This is a genomic window from Pantoea sp. paga (assembly GCF_007558755.1).
GTDB lineage: Bacteria > Pseudomonadota > Gammaproteobacteria > Enterobacterales > Enterobacteriaceae > Pantoea > Pantoea agglomerans.
On record NZ_VLTF01000001.1, the window covers coordinates 947,435 to 968,560 of the forward strand.

The 21,126-nt window shown below is 53.5% G+C and carries 15 protein-coding genes; 1 reads left to right on the forward strand and 14 read right to left on the reverse strand.

Annotated elements, in window-relative coordinates; genetic code table 11:
- Positions 1-162: 162 nt before the first annotated feature.
- The 12 genes from FOV68_RS04455 to wbaP all read right to left on the reverse strand — a co-directional run bounded on the left by FOV68_RS04455 (position 163) and on the right by wbaP (position 16,306).
- Positions 163-1,503, reverse strand: a complete 1,341-nt coding sequence (locus FOV68_RS04455; protein WP_031591354.1) for a lipopolysaccharide biosynthesis protein — start codon at positions 1,501-1,503, stop codon at positions 163-165.
- A complete protein-coding gene (locus FOV68_RS04460; protein ID WP_031591356.1) occupies positions 1,500-2,723 on the reverse strand; it encodes a glycosyltransferase in 1,224 nt (407 codons plus the stop codon). Before FOV68_RS04460 ends, FOV68_RS04455 begins: the two co-directional genes overlap by 4 nt.
- 4 nt (positions 2,724-2,727) lie before the next feature.
- A complete protein-coding gene (wcaK, locus tag FOV68_RS04465) occupies positions 2,728-3,990 on the reverse strand; it encodes a colanic acid biosynthesis pyruvyl transferase WcaK (RefSeq protein ID WP_031591357.1) in 1,263 nt (420 codons plus the stop codon).
- A gap of 159 nt (positions 3,991-4,149) precedes the next feature.
- Complete coding sequence (locus FOV68_RS04470; RefSeq protein WP_083069054.1) at positions 4,150-6,366, reverse strand: phage tailspike protein; 2,217 nt, start codon at positions 6,364-6,366, stop codon at positions 4,150-4,152.
- A gap of 82 nt (positions 6,367-6,448) precedes the next feature.
- Complete coding sequence (locus tag FOV68_RS04475) at positions 6,449-7,483, reverse strand: glycosyltransferase (RefSeq protein WP_010670977.1); 1,035 nt, start codon at positions 7,481-7,483, stop codon at positions 6,449-6,451.
- 46 nt (positions 7,484-7,529) lie between these two features.
- Positions 7,530-8,282 (reverse strand): glycosyltransferase family 2 protein, encoded by a 753-nt coding sequence (locus FOV68_RS04480; RefSeq protein ID WP_010670978.1) that lies wholly within the window; start codon positions 8,280-8,282, stop codon positions 7,530-7,532.
- 69 nt (positions 8,283-8,351) lie between these two features.
- Positions 8,352-9,269 (reverse strand): glycosyltransferase family 2 protein, encoded by a 918-nt coding sequence (locus FOV68_RS04485; protein ID WP_143990395.1) that lies wholly within the window; start codon positions 9,267-9,269, stop codon positions 8,352-8,354.
- Positions 9,270-9,397: 128 nt separating this feature from the next.
- The gene (locus FOV68_RS04490; RefSeq protein WP_010248137.1) at positions 9,398-10,534 is read right to left on the reverse strand and encodes an EpsG family protein; all 1,137 of its coding nucleotides are present in this window, start codon (positions 10,532-10,534) and stop codon (positions 9,398-9,400) included.
- A 277-nt stretch (positions 10,535-10,811) separates the two neighbouring features.
- On the reverse strand, positions 10,812-12,989 hold the full coding sequence (wzc, locus tag FOV68_RS04495; protein ID WP_010248139.1) for a tyrosine-protein kinase Wzc: 2,178 nt from the start codon (positions 12,987-12,989) through the stop codon (positions 10,812-10,814).
- Between the two features lie 12 nt (positions 12,990-13,001).
- Positions 13,002-13,436, reverse strand: coding sequence for a protein-tyrosine-phosphatase (locus FOV68_RS04500; protein WP_010248142.1), 435 nt, complete (start codon positions 13,434-13,436; stop codon positions 13,002-13,004).
- 9 nt (positions 13,437-13,445) lie between these two features.
- The gene (locus tag FOV68_RS04505) at positions 13,446-14,585 is read right to left on the reverse strand and encodes a polysaccharide export protein (protein WP_010248145.1); all 1,140 of its coding nucleotides are present in this window, start codon (positions 14,583-14,585) and stop codon (positions 13,446-13,448) included.
- A gap of 287 nt (positions 14,586-14,872) precedes the next feature.
- Positions 14,873-16,306, reverse strand: coding sequence for an undecaprenyl-phosphate galactose phosphotransferase WbaP (gene wbaP, locus FOV68_RS04510; RefSeq protein WP_031591364.1), 1,434 nt, complete (start codon positions 16,304-16,306; stop codon positions 14,873-14,875).
- A gap of 795 nt (positions 16,307-17,101) precedes the next feature.
- On the opposite strand from wbaP, the gene FOV68_RS04515 reads away from it, so the two are divergent.
- Positions 17,102-18,673, forward strand: a complete 1,572-nt coding sequence (locus tag FOV68_RS04515; RefSeq protein ID WP_143990396.1) for a TerC family protein — start codon at positions 17,102-17,104, stop codon at positions 18,671-18,673.
- A 30-nt stretch (positions 18,674-18,703) separates the two neighbouring features.
- Here the strand turns inward: FOV68_RS04515 and asmA are convergent, their stop codons facing one another.
- Together asmA and dcd are read right to left on the reverse strand one after the other, a co-directional pair.
- Positions 18,704-20,527, reverse strand: coding sequence for an outer membrane assembly protein AsmA (gene asmA / locus FOV68_RS04520; protein ID WP_143990397.1), 1,824 nt, complete (start codon positions 20,525-20,527; stop codon positions 18,704-18,706).
- A 12-nt stretch (positions 20,528-20,539) separates the two neighbouring features.
- Complete coding sequence (gene dcd / locus FOV68_RS04525; protein ID WP_004571280.1) at positions 20,540-21,121, reverse strand: dCTP deaminase; 582 nt, start codon at positions 21,119-21,121, stop codon at positions 20,540-20,542.
- Between the last annotated feature and the right edge of the window lie 5 nt (positions 21,122-21,126).

The window sequence follows — 21,126 nt, forward strand, 5'->3', positions numbered from 1 at the left end:
CGGCATTTTGCCCATTGCCAGCAACGGCATAAACTGAATAAAGACAATCAGTAATCGAATATCGCCTCTGTTATTTCCCCCCCGGGTCGCCGCGCGGCTGAGACCAGCCATAAATGAAAACGGGCGACCCTGAGGCCGCCCGTTGATATAACGCAATTGTGATTACAACCAGCCTTCAAACCACTCCGGCATCACAAACAGATTAAAGTGATTGACCAGCAACATTATGCCGACAAATACCACCGACACCGCCACCCATTGCCGGGCATAGGGAATAAACCGAATGCCAATTACCGGCTTGATAAAGAACGGATGAGCCAGTGCCGAGATCAGGATCTGCGAGATGGAGAGCGTCAGCGCCACATAGAGCACGTTCGGCCAGATAAAGGTGGTTGCCAGCACCGCCAGAACCACAATACTCGCCACGATGTTCCAGTAGAACTCAACGTTGGTCCGTCCGTTGGCCTGGGAAATCGCGCCGGTCAGACCGCCCATCGGCCGCAGCATACCAAACAGCAGCATCAGCGGGATCAGGTGATAGACCTGCTCATGCGACGCGCCATAAAGTACACGCACAATGACGGGTGACAGGATACCAATCGCAAGGTACATCGCGCTGCTGAACAGCATGATCCCCAGCGTACCCTTCAGGAAAAGCTTCTTCAGCTGCTCGGCATCGTGCTGCTTCTCTGCAAAGCGTGGCAGTGCCAGTCGGTTAATCACCGGCGTCACCAGCTTCAGCGGTTGCAGCACCAGCTCTTTCGCCAGTGAGTAAACACCCAGCATCTCAGCACCCATCACTTTACCCACTACCAGCGCATCGGCCTGGGTACGCAGCTGGTTAATGGTCTGCGAGCCGAGCTGATAGCTGCCGTAGCGAATCGCGCCGATAAAGGTCGCTTTATCGAACTCCCAGGTTGGACGCCACGACTTCTCACCCAGCGCAATCATGCAGAGGATGCGGGTAAAGGCGTTGATGAACAGACCGAGAATCGCCGCCGCTACGGTGAGCGAGGTGAACTCCAGCATCGCCACCACACAGAGGAAGGCAAACAGCTTGGTGCCCATCTCAATCTTCGCCAGCGAAACCATCCGCTTGGTTTTGATGTAGTGCGCCTGATACTGCGACAGATGCCCCAGCACCAGGAAGTTCAGGCTGGTCAGCATGATCAGACCCACCAGCTCAGGCAGGTGATAGAACCACGAGACCGGGAAGGCGATCAGCAGCATGATCAGGCCAGTACACAAGCTGAGTGAGACGTTCACCCAGTAGATAGTGCTCTGCTCACGACGGGTAATGTTCTGGCGATGCACAAGATAACTGCTCATCCCCATATCCTGCAGCACACCCGCCACCGCCAGGATGGCGTTGATGATGGCTAACAGCCCCAGCTCGTGGGTTTCCAGTTTGCGGGCGAGAAAGCTTAGCTGTGCAACCTGCAGCACCGCAGAAAAGCAGGTGCTGCCGAACAGCCAAATCGCCTGTGACTTAAATCCACTCACACCAGTCGCTCCAGAATCTGTGCCAGTTCGCCGTAGGCGATATGCTGATTAAATTCAGTCTCAACTTTGTGACGGGCGGCCGCGACCACGGGCGCCACATCCACTTCACCCTGAGAGAGCTTCAGCAGCGTTTCCGCCAGCGCCTCAGGATCGTCCTCTTCCACCAGCCAGCCAGATACGTTGTTCTCGATCAGCTCCGGAATGCCGCTGTGGAAGGTTGAGACCACCGGCAGGCCGACCGCCATCGCTTCCATCAGTGCGACCGGGATACCTTCCATATCGCCATCTGCGGCGGTTTTGGAGGGCAGCAGGAAGATGTCAGCCTCACTCAGTGCGCGACGGATCTCCTCCTGCGGTTTAAAGCCCGGCATGCTGACACAATCTTCCATTCCCTCGCGGGCGATGAAATTACGCATCATCTCATCCTGATCGCCGTTACCGATAATGGTGTACTGAAACTGACCGCCACGCTGCTTCAGGATGGCGCTGGCTTTGACCGCCACATCCAGCCCTTTCTTCTCGGTCAGACGTGCCACCGAAACGATACGCAGCGGCGTCTGAAACGCCTGGCGCGGCTGGAAGTTAAACTTCTCCGGCTCAATGCCCATACGCGTAACGTGAATTTTTTCCGGCGGGCAGCCCATCTCAATCAGCTTGTTCTTCCACAGATTGCTGATAGGCAGCATCAGCTCACTCTGGCGGAACAGATTCACATAGTCGAGTTTGTGCTCTTCCAGAATGTGACGACGGGAAATATCGGCACCGTGAAACACGGTCGCCTGTTTACCCTTGAGCACGCCCAGCTCACGCAGTTTGTTCGCCAGGGCACCGGCATAGCCGAAATGCACCAGGAACACATCTGCGGTGAAGGTCTGCTTTGCATTCGCCACAATCGACGGCAGCAGCAGTTTACTGGACTGCGCGCCATAACGGCGCACATTCAGCGAACGCAGCAGCGACGGTTTCGTCACTTTTGGCAGCACCAGCTTAATGCGCTGGTTCAGCTTATCGACAATCGAGACCTTCTCTTCCGGCAGCAGATAATGCGTTTTCGCCGCCAGGCCATACTCATCAAAAGCGGCATGCCGGTTCACTAAATCGCCGGGAAAGACTGAAATAATCTCCACCTCGTAACCGGCATCAATAAAATGGGTTACCTGATTTAATACGAATGTCTCAGAGGCAACCGGGAAACGCATGGTGAAAAAAGTCAGTTTCATCACATTACCCTAATACTTTGAGAATCTCTTCAGTGATCCGGTTGCCAATTTCCCTTTCATTCGCAACGGCCGTGTCGACCTTAAGCTTGATGTTGTCGTAATCGGCAAGCACAGTTTTCACTTTATCGATTAGCGAGCCATCCATCAGGCTTTTCACATCGGTTGCCATCTGCGGCAGACCAAGCTGGTTCATCACACCCATCGACTTGTGCTCGTAGTTGATCGCCACAGCCGGGGTGCCAAAGTTCATGGAGATAATCGCCGAGTGCAGGCGGGTACCAATGGTCAGATGACAATGATTCAGCAGGATGCCCAGCTCCAGGTCATTAAACTCATCCATAATGACATGGTAATGTTCAGGCTGTTCTACGTGGTCACGCAGGGTCAGTGCGACCATGCGGTCATCTTTGGCATAGCTGTCGATGCCGGTACAGGTTGAGAACGCAACAACCTGATAGCCTTCAGCAATCATGGCATTGATTACCCGGCCAAACGCCGCTTCATACTCTTTCTGCGTTACACCCAGACGTTTATCAAACGGTGCCAGTTCACGCACGGTGATCGCGATGGTTTTACGGCCATCGATAATGCCCTGCCAGTAGAGCAGATTATGGCTCGGGTTTTCGACTTCGCGTGCCCGCACCAGGAAAGCGGTATCAACGCCAGACGCAATTTTAGAGCTGGTCACGCCATCGCGCTTCATCAGGTCAAGGCTGACCGATTCACGCAGCACCAGGCTGTCGACCCGATCAAAGACAAAGTTCGCCAGCGCATTGACGCGCGGGTTCTGGAATGGCCCCACCGAGTGACCGATCAGGTAGATCGGCTTTTTCGCCATCAGCGCACAGAGCGCATGGTCAAACTGGGTCACACCATAGAGGTCAACGAAGAACGATCCGCCAACCTGAATAATCGCATCATATTTTGCAAGGCTGTCAGTAAACGCCTTCAGGTGCGGGGGTACAGAGAAAGACTTAAAGATCCCGCCCTTGCCCAGATGCGCCATCATGATATCGGGCATCAGGCGGTTCGCGACTTTACGCTTAAACGAACCGACCAGACCTTTGCCTGATTTGCTGTTGTGCAGATACAGCGCGTCCTGCTGAATATCCTGCTGGAGCAGATAACCGGAGCTGGTTGGATAACGGCTAATAACATCAATCTCTAAATCACTGCGTGCAGACTTCATAGAATCAATCAGTCCACGAAGAATCGCGCCATCCCCGCGATTCCCACACGTGTGGTTACCCACCAATAAAATTTTCATAACAACTCCGAATAAATTTTTTTAATTCTGTAAGCCGCCCAGATCCGCAATGGGCAAAATGAACTCTGTTTAAAGTCATGCTTTACGGGATAACGCACCCAAAGGTAGTGCTCCTGTTAAAACCGGCCGCCTCCGTTGTGACGGCCGTGATGCAAGGTGTTACGACTTGATTGCGAAGTAAGGCAGTGCGACCTGTTTGCCGTTGATCACGACGGAAACAAAGCCTTCCGGCTTGCTGGTATCGACCTGATCGGCAGAGAGCGGACGCGAAGCCATCAGCAGATCGCCCTGCTCGTTGGCACCCACGCCCGCTTTGCCGTTGTGCAGGCTGAAGCGCTGCGGCGCGCGTTTAGTCGCGTCGCCCGCCGGAGGATTGCCCTTCTCCATCTTCGCGTTAACGCGCGCACAGCGACCGGTGACAAAGCGATCTTTACCGGTGGTTTTCACCAGCACGGCCACCGACGGCGTCCAGCCCGCCAGTTTGATGAAGATGCGGACATCGGTGTCATGCTCAGCCACATAGCGCACATCGACAATCGGGCTGCTGCCTTCGGCCGACCAGCTCGCTTCAGAGCGATCCTTTTTGCGCTGTACGTGGATCACCGCGCGGCCACCGGTGGTCTTGTCACCGATCAGGTTCATCAGCGGCTTATCGCCACTGCCGTTGCTGAACTGTGACTGACCAAAAATTTCGATCTCCCACGAATCACCCACGGTCGGGGAGTAGAGGCTGCCGAGATCAAACCAGGTCTCCTGATTCGTGTTGTTCTCTAAACGCCAGCGCGAGGTGATGTAGTTGTACTTCAGGCTGCCATCCAGCGCGACGCCATAGGACTCCACGCGGGTCGATCCCATCTCCCAGATGCTGAGCAGACGGTCGCCCTGCATGGAGTTGTCGATCCAGCTGCCCGACTGGAGGCTGGTCTGGCGCATATTCAGGCGCGTGTTATGCGCGATCAGCGGATTCTTACAATCCTCCAGGCTCAGCGCATCGACAATCCACTGACCGTTGGAGAGATCGCCCGGGTTATCACAGTGCTCAATCCAGCCATTATGGATAATCGACTGGCCGCAGCGCGGCAGGTTGAGGACTTTGCCACCACGACAGTACTGCGCATTAAAGTTCGACAGTTCGATCGCGGTGCTGTGGTCCCATTTGCCCTGCTTCTGCCCTGACCAGCCCGATTTGATCACATCACCACTGCAGCGTGAGGCATACCACTGGTCGATTTTACAATCCAGAGTATCCTGCAGGCTGATGGCGGTGCCGCCGACTGCGTTAAAGCGCAGGCAGGCACCACGGAAATATTGTCCGCCAGGGCAGTTGTTATGGAAAAAGCCCTGCTTGTTGGGGCTCTTATCGCTGTTGCCGTTAAAATTCAGGTTGGAAAGCTCAACCCGACGGGCATTCATCTCAAAGACGAACTCTGACTTACCATCTGAGACAATAGTGGTCGCCGGGAAGTAGCCGAAGTTCACCATCGCACCGGACATGCGGAAGAAGTTGAGATACTTATCGCCAAGGTTACAGGCTGAGACCATAAAGGTCCCGGCCGGGAACTGGACGCAGATCTGCTGGTTAGCCTGCTGTGACCACTGGAACATCGCCATAATGGCGGGCGCAGTATCGGTTTTGCCATCGGCAATCGCACCGAAATCAAACAGGGTCAGGCGGTTGAAATCGTCTACCACGCGACGCCAGGAAAAGCCCTCACCGGCAAAGTTTACGCCGCCATCATTCTGAGCGGGCTGGAAGCTGCCGACAAACTCGCCGCCGCCGACTTCCCGTCCTTCATGCCAGCTTTTCAGCTTAACCTTGGCCCCTTCAAACAGCGGACGGGTTTTGCGCAACTCCGCTACGGACGGGATCTCACCAATCAGCTGATAACCCGCTGGCTGTGCCAGACGCTGGCTGAAATCTGCAGCGCCCGGACGGCTGACATCGGCGATGTTGAACAGCGTCTGACCGTTGCTGTCCTCGACTGCCATCGAATGCGAAGGATTAGCAATCAGCGCAGCATTGTCCTGAATAAACTGGGCAAAGTTGCCTTTGTTCAGCGCGATAGGCTGAGCAATCTCCGACACTTTGCCGCTGGCATCACGCAGGAAGACCGGGATCTGGTTGCCCGGTTTGCTGGCATCTGCACCTGCTTTACCAATCCAGAGTTTGCCTTCAAAGCCCTGCCAGAACTGCGGTGGCATGGCGTAGACATTTTCCGGGGTCAGGATTGGCACGTCGCTTTTAGGCACGTCAGTGGCATCAACCGGCTTCAGGGCGATACCGTTACTTTTTGCAGCGTAGCTGGAAAAGGTGCTCACGGAGAGAGCCCCCACCAGAGCGGAGGCGGCGGTCTGTAAAACTTCTCTTCTTTTCATGCATCATTTCCCGTAGTCAATAAGGCCATTGGCCATGGCGGTGTCCCTGAGGCACGTCGCAAGTGAGCTTTTCCAGCTCCGGTTAAACCAGTGACAGCCAGCTTTGCTTAATCTGATTACCGTCGAATTTCAGCGCGGTCTGTTTTGTTTTTTCGCTCATGGCATAGAACAGCGCGTCATCGCTGGCGAGCTGCTCCATTCGGGCCAGAAACGTGGCTTTGTCGTTCATCGGAACCAGGAAACCATCTTCACCGTGATTGATGATCTCCTGTGGACCGGTCGGGCAGTCATATGCCACTACCGGCAGTGACCAGGATTTTGCTTCCAGCAGCACCAGTGGCAATCCTTCATAGCGCGAGGTCATCAGCGCCATATCGCTGTCGCGATAGTAGTCATTAATATTGCTGACCTTGCCGACAAACTTCACGCTGTCGGTGATGCCCAGCACCGCCGCCTGGTCGTGCAGCTGCTGACGCAGTTCACCGTCACCGGCAATCACCAGCGTCCAGTCAGGATGGCTGCGGGCAAAGTCGCGCCAGATATCCAGCATCAGGTCAAAGCCCTTCTGGTTATCCAGACGGCCTACGGCCAGCGCCTGGCGATGACGGGTCTGACGCTGATAGTCTTTGTAAACCACCGGGTTGGGGATTTGTTTGCTGGGAATGCGCCAGCGGCTGAACACCTGATGATCTTTGTCGGTCAGAACAATCACGCGGTCGTAGTAGCGCAGCAGCAGAAACTTGAGGAACTTAATCGGTTTGCTGAAGGAGTTAATGGCGATGTGTTCGCAGGCGTAGGCTTTGCCCCGCTTTTTCTTCATCGCCAGCAGATTCCAGAAAGCGAACATCACGCTCAGGCGACCCATGCTGATCAGGAAGACGGTATCGAAACCCTCTTCGTGAATCCGGGCAACCGCGCTTTTGATCGGATTGCTCTGCCCTTCAAAGCTGACGATCTGTTTGACGTGCTCAAACGGGTAAAAGGTTTTTCCACTGCCTTCCAGCGAGTAGATGGTGACTTCATGGGTCTCGCCAAGACACTCTGACATGAAGTTACAGATGTTCTCGGTGCCCGCATACGAATAAGCATCTTTGATCACCAGGACAATTTTTTTCATGAAACGCTATCCACCTCAAATTTTAAAGACAATCCTGCCGACAGGCTTAACGATGCTTAAGGGTAAACAGCACACCATTCACCATATACCAGGCGTAATAGTAATAGATTTTTAAAGGATTGTTTTTATAGATAATTCTTAATAATTCAAGGTGCCACTGGGCCGCTTTGTTCTTATTACGGGAAAGGGAATCGCCTAATTCGTAATAGTTGACCAGAATCGTCTGAATTACGCGTGCCTGCTTATAGCGGGTGAATAATTCATACAAAAACAGGAAATCTTCGTGGCCTTTGCGCTGGAAGAAAAGCCCCTGCGGCGGACGGCGGAAACAGACGGAGGAGAAGCAGACGCGATACTGCTTCTTCACAAAGTTTTCCTGCTGCAGGTAAGGTTTGCCGTAGGTAATATCGTGCTCAGCCTTCCGGGTTTTATAGTGGTATTCGGTAATCACAAAATCATCGCCGGCCGCAATGGCAGCAACCTGCTGGGTCAGCTTGTCCGCATGCCACTCATCATCGCTGTCGAGAAAGGCGATAATCTCTTCAGTGGCCGCGCGCAGCCCGACATTTCGGGTCTCTGCTGCGCCCATGTTGACCGCGTTATCCAGAATGGTAATGCGCGGATCCTGACAATGCTCACGCACAAATTCCAGCGAGTCATCGGTCGATTTATCGTTGACCAGATAGAGATGCCAGTCGGTATAGTGCTGATTGATAACCGATTGCACCGCGCGTAACACCGTCTGACGTGCATTATACATAGGCATGACAATGCCAACGGTTCCAACAGAAGTATTCATCTTCAACCCTGAATTAATCGTAAAAAGAGTCGCTCCTGGCATCAGGAGCAGAGCGAGGCGCGGCGCGCGTCAGGAGATCGCTTTCTCACCGCCGAAACGTGCTCTGACCTTGTCTTTAACCCGGTTCATGAAATAAGCACGGTTGTCTTTGTTGGTGAGGAAGAAGTAGCGCGCGAAGCTCAGGCTCGCCATCAGCGACTTACCATCCATCTTGTAGCGCAGTGGCAGCTTAAAAGCTTTGTAGGTGTGGATGTCACGCGGGGTCAGATGCGGCTTCATGCTATCGAGCCAGAACATCGAGTAGTTCACCGATTCGCCTTTATGTTTCGAGCCAAACTTAGTGACCAGGTGGTAGTTCGCCAGCGGAGCAGCGATCATCACAAAGTCATAGCCCATGCGGTCGGCACGAATGCAGAAATCATAATCCTGATGACGGATGTAGCGGGTATCGAACTGAATTTTTGCCGCGTCTTCCCGCTTCAGCACAATGGTGCTGGTCTGGATAAAGCCGTAGCAGCCGAAGAGATACTCCGCGACCGTTTCATTTTTGCCTGGCGGCTGCATCGGCATCACTTTCAGGAACGTGCCATCCTGATAAATATTCACCTGGCTGAAAATGACGAAATTCTTTTTGCCCTGCGCCTCCAGCTGAGCAATTTTTTCGCTCACCTGCTGCAGTTTGTCCGGAGCCCACTCATCATCGGCGTCAAGGAAGCTGACATAGTCACCGGTCGCCAGCTCAATACCTTTGTTACGCGCACCGGCTCCGTTGAGTTTGACCTCGGAGAGCACCAGATTGATATCGAGCTCCCGGTAGCGTTCGCTGCGCACCACATCCGCCAGCGCGGCAGCATCCGCAGATTTATCATCAACGATGATGACTTCGAAATTGCGATACGTTTGTGCTTTAACGCAATCCAGCGTCGTGACAATCGATTCTGACGCGTTATAAGCCGGAATTACGATGGAGAAACGAATGTCCTTCATTGCCAGCACCTCATTAAAGTAGTTCAAAAATAAACAGTTCATTCGACAACGGTCGATGAAAAACCTGTGTTCTGACCGACGACCGCCCCTGGGTGAAACTCGTCACCCAGGGGCGGTCGTCAGATTGATTAGTGGATCAGCCAAAACTCCCGCGCCACTTCATAACCGGTAACGGCCTGTTTGGTTGAAATGGTGTTGTAGTAGAGGTAATAGAGCAGGAAGAACACCAGCATGGCATACAGCGCTGGCTTCCAGGATCGCCTTGCCTGATAAATCAGCGAGGTCAGGATTATCGGCTCGACCTGCTGCAGATAGTTGGACAGGCGCGAACCTGACGGGAAGTTATACAGGAAGATCCTGATCGCTCCGCCGATGGCAAAACTTAAAATCAGCAGATAGTTAAGGCGATACTGGGCGTAATTCTCGCGCTTCAGCTTATCGGTCAGCATGAAATAGAAGAAGACAAACACCAGCATGATGTTTTTCAGGTTCGATACGGCCAGGATGCTGCCACCCATTGCATAGGAGGGGTCATTGTTATAGCCCGATGCCCTCTCTCCCAGCGATCCCAGATGACCGGCAATCAGGGCAATAAAGCCCGAGCCGCCCACAACCGATAGCGGCAGACTGGCAACGATGATAATGACCGGCCACCAGCGCCAGTCCCGGATAAACAGGAACGGCACAAGCGTCACCACCATCACACCGGTGTTATGGCTCGTAAACGACAGAATAAAGAAGGCAAATGCCCACCAGTAGCGCTTGAGATAGATCGACCAGAGAACGCCAAGGAACAGCGCAGAACTCAGGCCAAAGCGAATCTGGTTAATGTCTTTGTTGATAAAGATGTGCGCTGAATAGAGCACCAGCGCCAGCACCGGATACGGAGACATCTTCCTGAAAAACCAGGTATTGATGGAAACGGCAATGGCGCAGAAGACAAACAGGAAGATACTGGCATTGTGCGAAAACAGGCTGGTGAGCCAGGCCATCGCAAAAATCAGCGGTTCGTAACGGAAGAACGCAACGGTATTAAAGAAGCCGTTAATTTCAATACGTCTTACAAAGTCTTCGAAGAAGCTCCGGTACTGAAAGTCATCCATGCCGGTACCAAGACCGCGTATTCCCCCGAAAATAATCAAAGTCACGGCGGCAAAACAGAGTAGCCAGGTCAGAATATAATTTGTGCGTTCGTCTTTTTTTAGCGCTATTTCAAACAGCGAAAGCAGCAGTAAAAAGCCTGATACATACCAATATGGAGCCATGGTGTGATTCCTTAATTCCACAAGTTCTCATGCCAGCAATAATCACGCTTCGCCTCCCCGACTGGCTTTACAGCGAGTCTGATTGCACGGTCACAAATTGCGTGCGGGCGATGCCTGCTGGTGATGAATTCTGTTGAGTGACGCTCGCCATGCGATTTATAGATGTATCGCTTTTGTGGGTTTGGACAGAATAACCTGTGTAAATTGATGCGTGTCGTCATTCAAAGGGACGATAAAAAGGGGCGGTCAGACCGCCCCCTGTTTTATTGCTCAATGATCAGCTTTTGTTCGTCTTGCCGTAGTCATAGGCGTAGTAGTCATAACCATAGCCATACGCATTAGCGGCTTTACGCACCACGGCGTTGAGGATCACACCTTTAATCTCAATACCGTTCTGGGCAAAGCGTTTGAAGCTGACGTCCACTTCTTTGGTGGTGTTGGCTTCGAAACGCGCCACCATCAGTGAGGTACCGGCCAGCTTACCGATGATAGAGGCATCGGTGACGGCCAGGATTGGCGGCGTATCGATTAACACCAGGTCGTAGTTCTTGCTCGCCCACTCCAGCAGCTCACCCATGCGACGATGCATCAGCAGCTCAGACGGGTTCGGCGGAACCTGACCACGTGGCAGGAAGTCGAAACCGTAGACGCCCTGCTGAATCAGCGCCGGGCTGAATTCAGTTTTACCGGACAGCACGTTGGACAGACCTGATTTGTTATCTGCGCCCAGCAGTTCGTGGGTGTAACCACGACGCATGTCGCCATCGATAAACAGAACACGCTGACCCGCTTTCGCGACCAGGGTCGCCAGGTTGGCACAGATAAAGGTTTTACCAATACCCGGGCTGGCACCGGTAATCATCAGGATATTGTTTTTCGCTTCCATCATCGCGAAGTGCAGGCTGGTACGCAGGCTACGAATCGCTTCGATGGAGAGGTCAGTCGGGTTACCCAGCGCCAGCAGCGTTTCGTGCGGATCGGTTTTCACCTTGCTGCCACGACGCGCCAGGGCTTCGGTATCCTTCTTACGCTGCCAGTCTGACAGTGGAACGCTGGCATAGACATTCATGCCCAGCTCTTCCAGCTGATCCGGGTTCTCGATGCCGTGATGCAGCAGCGCTTTCAGCAGAACCAGACCCACTGACACGAACAGACCGAAAATCAGGCTCGCGGCGATGATCAGCAGCTTCTTCGGTGCAACAGGTGAGTTAGCGGTCTGCGCGCCATCGATGATGCGGACATCACCCACGGTGCTCGCTTTACTGATACCCAGCTCCTGCTGACGGTTCAGCAGCTGCATGTAGATCTCCTGACCAGACTGAACGTCACGGGTCAGACGCAGGATTTCCTGCTGAGTCTGTGGCATGCCAGCAATTTTCTTATTCAGCTGAGCCTGCTCACCTTCCAGCGTTTTGCGTTTTTCAAGCAGCGCGCGATACGTCGGGTGATCTTTGGTAAACAGCTGAGAGACTTCGGCTTCACGGAAGGTCAGTTCGTTCAACTGACTCTGCACACTGACAGAGGAGTCCAGAGCGGATTTCGCTTCCAGTGACAGGTCAACAGATTCGTTCTGACGACGGAAGGTGTTCAGCTTATCTTCCGCTTCATCCAGCTTGCTGCGAACGGCAGGCAGCTGAGTGCGTAAGAACTCCAGGCTTTTCTCTGCCTGCGCTGACTTGCGCTCAACGTTCTGTAACAGATAGTTATTCACAATCTGGTTCAGCACTTTGCTGATCTGCTCTGGATCTTCACCCAAATACTCCAGACCCAGCACGCCGGTATCTTTACCTTTGTCTGCCACGGTCAGGTTAGAGAGCACTGAACGGATCGCCTGCAGGTTATTCAGCTTGGTCACGGTGAAGCTGGTGCCTTCATCAGCGTGAATCTCGCTGACCAGCATGCTGATGTCGCCGTGCGACTCCAGCTGGCCGACTTTACCTTTGAACAGCTCATCGCCATCTTTTGAGACGGTGTAGCTATCCGGACCGGTCACTTCCAGTTCAACGTTACGTTTGTCGATAGTGCGTGGGATTTCCAGGCGCGAAATCGCGATACTGGCGGGTTTGTTGCCCATCAGGCGCGACAGACCTTTACCGATAACCGGGAAATAGTTCTGCTCAACGACGGTATCCAGACCCAGATCGTCAACGGTTTTGCCGATGACCATACGGGATTCCAGAATCTCGATTTCCGTATCAGAGGCTGGTGTCGGTGGCAGAATGCTGTCAATTTCGTTCAGAACGGTGCTGGCATTCTTCTGCTCAACCTGAACTAACGCATCTGCGCTATAAATGGGTGTTGCAAACAGTGTGTAGAGTGTTCCCGCCAGCATGAAAAAAGCGGTAACGGCAACAATGATCCAGCGATGATCAATTAGCTGTCCCACAAGATGCGCCAGATCCCATCCATTCGAATCCTCTCCCGGCGCGGTTCTGACCTTATTTTTTATATTCATGGATAATCCCAACTATCGGCTTAATACGTTCACCCACTTCTGGGTAGCGTTTTCCAGTAATCCGTAAATCTCTTCAAAGGCCTCACGGCTTTTTCTGTACGGATCCGCAATTTCTTTCTGATTGAGCCAGTGCCCAAGCAGCATGGTTTTGCCACGCGCGGCCGGGTCGATGCGATTCACCTGTTCAATATGTCGCTTTTCCATCACCAGAATCAGGTCAACGTTGCGGCACATCTCTGCCGTCAACTGTTGCGCCTCATGTCCTTCCAGCGACAGACCCTGCGCAGCAGCGACTTCAGACGCCGTCTTGTCGGCCGGATGGCCGACAAGCGCCCCCAGGCCGGCAGAGCGAACGTCTAAATCAGGCAGCGCACGTTTAAACAGGCGCTCTCCGGTAGGAGAGCGGCAGATATTGCCGACGCAAACGACTAACACGGACTTAATCATGACGGGACCTTAATTACCCCAGGTACGGATACGCGATGCGGCCTGTGTTGCATCGTTGATACCTGCGATGGTCGGTATCAACTGCCCAATCACACGGTTCCAGCGCGTCAGCGGCGTAGAGGTGACATAAACGATGTCGTAAGGCTGGAGCTGGAAATCGGTTCCCATCACCATGGATGCCGCATCTTTGGTGTTCAACTGATAGATGTTGGCAATCTTGTTGCGATCGGTGCCGTGCAGTGGACGGATAACGAATACACCAGTGGCGTCAGAGGTGGTTTGATCCATCCCGGCCGCATTGCCCAGTGCTTCCGCCAGCGTCATGCCGCTACGGTCCATTTTCAGGGTGGTCTGCTGCTTCACTTCACCCATCACGAAGATTTTCAGATCATCGTTACGCGGAACGTAAAGGATATCGCCTGGATAGAGGAGGTGGTTCTGGCTCAGGTCGCCATTCTGCATCAGTGCCTGCAGAGAGATGCGCTGTTCACGACCGTTGTGCGTCAGCACCACGTTGCGCCAGTCAGCATCAGCGGCCAGTCCGCCAGCAGCGTTGATCGCATCCAGCACCGTCAACGGAACGTTGGTGATGGGCTGCTGACCAGAAGTGGTCACTGAACCCGTCACATAGGTTTTCTGTGATTTGAACGAGGCGATGCTGACATCAACCTGTGGGCTTTCAATGTACTGAGCCAGACGACGTGACACTTCGTCACGCACTTCGCCGACGGTACGGCCCGCTACACGCACACGACCGATGTAGGGATAGAAAATGGTGCCGTCAGAATGCACCCAGTTACCGGTGTCGCTGGCGCTACGGTACTGACCCGCTGGGGTGGTCAGTTCCGGGTGATCCCAGACCGTTACGGTCAGAACATCGCCCACACCGATACGGTATTCGTAGTTCTGAATTTCGTTCTGCAGGGCAGGATTCGTCTGAGCCACCAGTGGCTTCGGACGCATCCTTTCAACCAGTGAAGGCGTCAGCGGGAAGACGTTGACATATTTATCGATGTCAAAGTTGCTATCCTGCTGTTCAACAACATCTTTTCCTGATGTAGAAAGGTGAGAACCTGGTTCGATCGTACACCCGCTAAGGAATGTGGCGGATACCAGCAAGGGTATCAATTTCATTTTGATTGTAATCATTTAGATCTTCGCTATCAGTTATTTATTGATAGAGGCGAAACCGCCGCTGTGTAAGCGTCCAACAAAAAGTAAATCCTACCTGACTTAAGCACTGAACCTGTCGTTCATTATCCTTGCTCCACTTGTTATAAGTAGCGGCCATCTACCAGGGTGTACCCTGAACGCCACGCATCATAGCGGACTATGGATGCACAGCGATATCCCTGATGATGGCCACTATCAACGACACGCCTGACAACGGCAAAACACCTCTGAGCGCGCGTTAACGCGCTCATTCCGACTCACGATTAATAGGCACCATCGCGTTTCAATACCACGCCCACTGTTTTAAACAGAATCGCGATGTCGTTCCACAGTGACCAGTTTTTCACGTACCACGAGTCGAAATAGACGCGGGTTTCATAGTCAACATCATTACGACCGCTGACCTGCCACAATCCCGTCATGCCTGGCTTTGCCATCAGGTAATAATCAACATCACCGGCATAACGACAGAGTTCATCTTCAATGACCGGACGCGGTCCGACCAGACTCATATCACCGCGCACCACGTTCCAGAGCTGAGGGAGCTCATCGAGGCTTGTTTTACGGATGAAGTGGCCCACTTTAGTAATACGTGGATCATTTTTGAGTTTGAAATCTTTATCCCATTCCGCACGGGCAATCGGATCGGTGCGCAGCACCTCTTCCAGCACTTCTTTTGAATTAATGACCATTGAGCGGAATTTCAGGCATTTGAATTTACGGCCATTCATTCCCACACGCTCGTGACCATAAATCGGTGGTCCACCGTCACGGCCCACCAGGAAGCCCAGTACCAGCAGCGCTGGCATCAGCATCAGGATAATCGAGAGCGCACCCACGATATCAAATGCCCGCTTCAGGAAGCGCGAAGTGCGTTTGGCCAGGTTGTTCTGAACCCGCAGAATCATCACTTCATGGCTAAAGATATAGGCCATGTCGGTACCGTAGAGCGGTACACCACGCAGGGTTGGGATCACTGATACTGAACGGCAGTTGTGCATCGCCAGCGATTTAAGCCAGACATCACGGTACTGACTCTGCTCATACTCAACGGCGACGATAAACTGCGTTTCGCTGTTGGTGAGGCTCCAGAGCTCCTGCTCGTCGCGCAGCACCGGCACGCCGTTCATGATCTCCTGCGGACAGGTTCCATCAACGTCATAGAAGGCGATAACGTCAAAACCCATGACCTCTTCGCTTTGCAGTGCCTGCCAGGCTTCGTGCGCATTTTTGCTGCTGCCGATAATAATGGTCTGTTTTTTCCACAAGCCATTTTTATTCAGCAGACGTTTAGAAAGCGCGCGGCAGGTCGGAATTAAAATCAGCGCCAGAACCCAGGTCAGTAACCAGACGAAACGCGACATCTGCCACTGCGACAGGGCGGTAATCGACAGGTCGATAACAGAAAATATAAGAATGGTACGAAAAACTTCTTTTAATTCGAACCAGAAAGGTTTGCGGTAAGTGTAGTGACGCAGCCTTACCCAGAACCAGCCAATACAAATTACCGACAGGCAAATGTGCGTGGCAATTTTTAAATTCATTTCTTTTTCAGAAATATCTGCCAGCGGCGAATCTGACTGCAAATTAATTAGCATCATCGCCAAAAATAACGCTGCGTTGAAACAAATTAAGTCTGAACATGCCAGCATTAATTTGGTAATAAGACTTTTAAACGTAAATTCTGTATCGCGCATATTTAACTCTTTATTTTATTTCCTTAAACCCGCAACGGCTATCGCCTGTTTAATCATTAAGCGACGAAACCTCTCCAGAGTGAGCCGTTTCTAAGGGGAGCTCCTGCGGCGTTTACGCCAATGATCTTAACCATGAAACCAATAATATCGTGATGAATACCAACAGATTACTCTGACTTAACCACCGCCAGCGCTGCTCACTTTATCAACAAAAACGCGATTCGGGCACGCTACCGCCCTTGGCTGTCGCTGCCAATATCGCTGTCATCATTCATAATGCTCCCCGTAATGTGTTAGCGTTACCGCAACGCATCATACAGACGTTCACAGGCGAATTACTCATTCGTGACATTGCGATTAATGTCGAATAGGTACGCAGATTACGACTCTGGGGCAGAGTTTGCTAACTTGTTGCTATACTAGTTATTACTGGCTTGTTTACAAGCAGGTCCCGCCATCCCTGGACTATTTTAGGAAAAAGACTACCAGCAATTAGTATTGAGGCCTGACGGGCAGTGCAATCCTTTCTTCACAATTCGGATTAATGCCATACTCCCGATGAGATAAATCGCATAAGCCCGACAGGTGAATATCTCTTTTGCTTCAGCCAATGACTAAGAATTATCTCTACTGCGCCCTGTGAAGTTAATCAAAGCGTCACACTATTATGTTCATATTTTGCACGATATAGCGTGGTTATCTGAGAACATGCCCCCTGCCCTGCCATTTGTACGTGGCTTCGCACTCCACTATCATCAGAGAAAACTCAATTTAAGACATTCAGGTGAACAAGGCATGCTGGAGGTAATTGCAGATCCCTCGCTATGGGCGGGATTAGTCACGCTAATCGTTCTGGAGCTGGTTTTAGGCATCGACAATCTGATCTTCATCGCCATCCTGGTTGAGAAGCTTCCAGGGCCGCTTCGCGACCGCGCGCGCGTGATTGGACTGCTGCTGGCGTTATTGTGCCGATTATTGCTGCTGGCATCGCTTTCCTGGCTGGTTACGCTGAAAGAACCCTGGATTACGCTTGCGGGCCACCCCTTTAGTGCGCGCGATTTACTGCTGCTGACAGGCGGGATTTTCCTGCTATTTAAAGCCACCACAGAGTTGAATGAGCGTCTTGAAGGGGATGATGAGGCGTCCGGTCAACAAAAAGGCGGCGCTAAATTCTGGCCGGTGGTGGCGCAAATCGTGGTGCTGGATGCCATCTTCTCGCTGGATGCGGTGATTACTGCCGTCGGCATGGTTAATGACTTACCGGTCATGATGATTGCGGTTACCATCGCCATTCTGCTGATGCTGCTCGCCAGCAAGCCGTTAACCCACTTCGTGAACAACCATCCTACGATTGTGATCCTCTGCTTAAGCTTTCTGCTGATGATCGGCTTCAGCCTGGTGGCGGAAGGCTTTGGCTTTGTGATTCCCAAAGGCTATCTCTATGCGGCAATCGGCTTCTCGGTGGTCATTGAGGCACTGAACCAGTTAGCGCACTTTAATCGTCGTCGGGTGCTGTCGGCCGGTCGTCCGCTACGCCAGCGCACGGCGGAAGCGGTGTTACGACTGCTGCGCGGCGCGGCAGAACCGGCGGAGCTGGATGCGAAAACCTCGTCACTGATTGCTGACAGTGACGACAGCATGCTGTTTAACCGGCAGGAGCGGGTGATGATTGCCCGCGTACTGGGCATGGGTCAGCGCCACATTAACAGCATCATGACCTCGCGCCACGACGTAGAACATATCGATCTCAGTGATGATCCGGCAGAGATTATGTCGCGCCTCGACCGCAACCAGCACACGCGAATACTGATCACGGATCACTCCAGCGAACCGCTGGGCGTGGTTCACGTTATCGATCTGCTGCATCAGTCACTGCACCAGAACTCCCTCGATTTACGCGCCCTGATTCGACAACCGCTGGTCTTTCCTGAACGGCTGACGGTGCTGCAGGCACTGGAACAGTTTCGTCAGGCCCATACTCACTTCGCCTTTGTGGTCGATGAATTTGGTTCGGTGGAAGGCGTGGTCACGCTGAGCGATGTAATGGAGACCATCGCCGGCAATCTGCCGAATGAGGCGGGTGAAATCGATGCACGCTACGATATTCAGATTCAGGGTGAAGGCCACTGGATTGCTAACGGTCATATGCCACTGGAAGATCTGGCGCTCTATGTGAAATTGCCGCTCGATGAGCAGGGTGACTATCATACGCTGGCGGGATTACTGATGGATAAGATGCAACACATCCCTCAGGAAGGCGAAGTGTTGCAACTGGGTGACTATCTGCTGCGAACGCTGCAGGTCGAAAATCATCGGGTGCAGAAAGTCGAGATCCTGCTGCAGCCCGATATCAATTACGAGGTCTGAGCGATTAGCGGGCTGAAGGGAATGCGCCCGCTACGGGCGCATGATTTTCTTCAGGTTCTCTTTGTTCTCGCCCTCTTTCTGGCGATCGATCCACTGATTCAGCCGTGATTTCGCCTCACTCTGCAGCCGGTTACGCAGAACGTCATCCACCGGCAGGGAGTATTGCAGGCTGTCCCAGCTACCATACATGCGCAGCGGAACCGGCTGACTGGAGAGTGCCTTCACCAGCGCATCATCGCCACGCCAGCCGCTGATTTTCAGCCCCAGGGTCATATCCAGCTGTTGCTGCACCATGTCAACTTTGCCCGCGCCCTGCAGGCCCAGATTCTGGCCGTTGCCATTGATATCGCTGAAGCTGAGTACGCCCTTATTCAGCGCCACCTGTGCGCTAATCGACTCAATCCCCTCATCCACCGCCTGATCGCCGCTGACCTTATCGCTGACCCGCGCCACGGCACGCTGCACCATCTGCTGCAGATTCAGCTCTGCCAGCTTCAGGTTGCTGGCGCTGATGGTCGCCCTGCCCTGCCAGCGACGTTTGGCTGCTTCGACCGTCAGCGTATCGCCCGACAGGTCGCCATCCAGACTCAGGTTCCCCTGCACGCTTTCCGGCAGTTCAAACGCTTTAAGCAGCGGCTGAATCGCAATTAACCGGAGTTGGGGTTTAAGGCTGACCCGCGTCTCTGGCTGACGGATATCGATACTGCCGGGAATGGAGAAGCTGCCATTGCCCAGCTTGCCGCTTAGCGTCTTCAGCGTCATCACTCCCTGCTGATTGCTGGCGTTTACCGAAAGATTGGTCAGAGAGAGTCCGCGCCATACCGCATTGTCAGCCTGTAACTTCAGCGCCAGATCCAGGTCATTCAGCGGAGAGTCGGCGTTGCTGCGTTCCCGCGGCGCAGCAATCACCGGCGAACGGGCCACGGTGGCGTGCTGCACGCCAGGCGCGTCAGAGACGGGCGCACTGGTGAGTAAATTATCGACGTTAAGGTTGCTGGCTTTCAGATCCAGCGCCAGCTGCTGCGGTGGCGCAATATGGCCACTGCCCTGCCCGGTCAGGGTGCTGTCATTGGCGGTGAGCTGCAGATTACTGAAGGAGAGCTGCTGGCGGTCACCATTCCAGTCGCCCTGCAGGCTCAGCGAGCCTTTGATCCCCTGTGCCGGAATGTCGGCACCGGACAAGGTGTAATCAAGCTGCTGCAACTGGCCGCTGAGGCGATGGGGATATTGCGCGGCATCCAGCTGGCCTTTGAGATTCAGTGTGGCGTTGCGCTGGTTGCGCATCAGCGTGGTGCTCAGCGACAGCGTCGCCAGCTTGTTCGCGTCCTGTTCCATATTAATGTTGAGGTCGCGGAAATTATATTCGTCGCCGCCTGGCTGCTGCCAGATCAACAGACTGTCTGCTACCCGCAGTTTAGCGATATCAAATGACCAGCCGCTGGAAGGATAGGCCGGCTCCGCATCACGCGGACCCTGGGGCGCATTTCTGGCACGCTGCGCGCGGCTATCTGGCGTCACCCGCACTATCGCATTTTTCAGCATCACCTGGCTGACGCTGAGCTGATGGGATAACAGTGGCCAGAGATCAACATCCAGCCGCATGTTTTCCGCCGAGACCATCGGCTGGCTGGCACCCGGCGCGGTAAGGCTCATCCGGCCGGCCAGGATGCTGAGCTGAGGCCAGACGTGCCAGCGCAGATCGCTGCTGACCTCAAGGCGATAACCACTGCGTTGTTCGACCTGCTGCACCATATAGGCACGAAAGTCGTTGGGATTGACCAGCAGCACCAGTGCGCTCATTCCCGTTACGACCACCACTAACAGGATGGCCAGCGTGGTTATCACTCTTTTCATTACATCCTCAGATCAGTCTTTGTCGATACGGCTGGCATCAGCGCCCTGCTGACCGCGATATTTCGCATCTTCACGCCGGTTGTAGGGACGCGCAGCCGGGCCTGAAAGCGGTTCAAAACTCAGCGCACCGATCAACATACCGGGACGCAGAGCCAGCGGCAGTTTACCTGAATTGTAGAACTCCAGCACGATACGGCCCTGCCAGCCTGGATCGATGCGGTGAGCCGTAACGTGCACCATCAACCCAAGTCGCGCCAGCGATGAACGGCCATCCAGCCAGCCGACCAGATCGTCAGGCAGCGTTACGGACTCCAGCGTCACCGCCAGTGCCAGCTCTCCCGGATGGAGGAAAAAGGCCTCGCCATCAGGCAATACGATCTCATCGCTCATGACCCGATCCAGTGCCGCGCTCACTTCCTGTTTCGGGCCGCTCAGATCGATAAAGGCCGCGGTATGACCGCTGAAGGTGCGGAACTGATTACCCAGACGCACATCGACGGTGGCCCCGTTAATGCGCTCGACCGGCGGGCGTGGCTCAATGGCCAGTTTGCCATTGTCCAGCCAGGCTTCAATATCGCGATCGCATAATCTCATTGCGG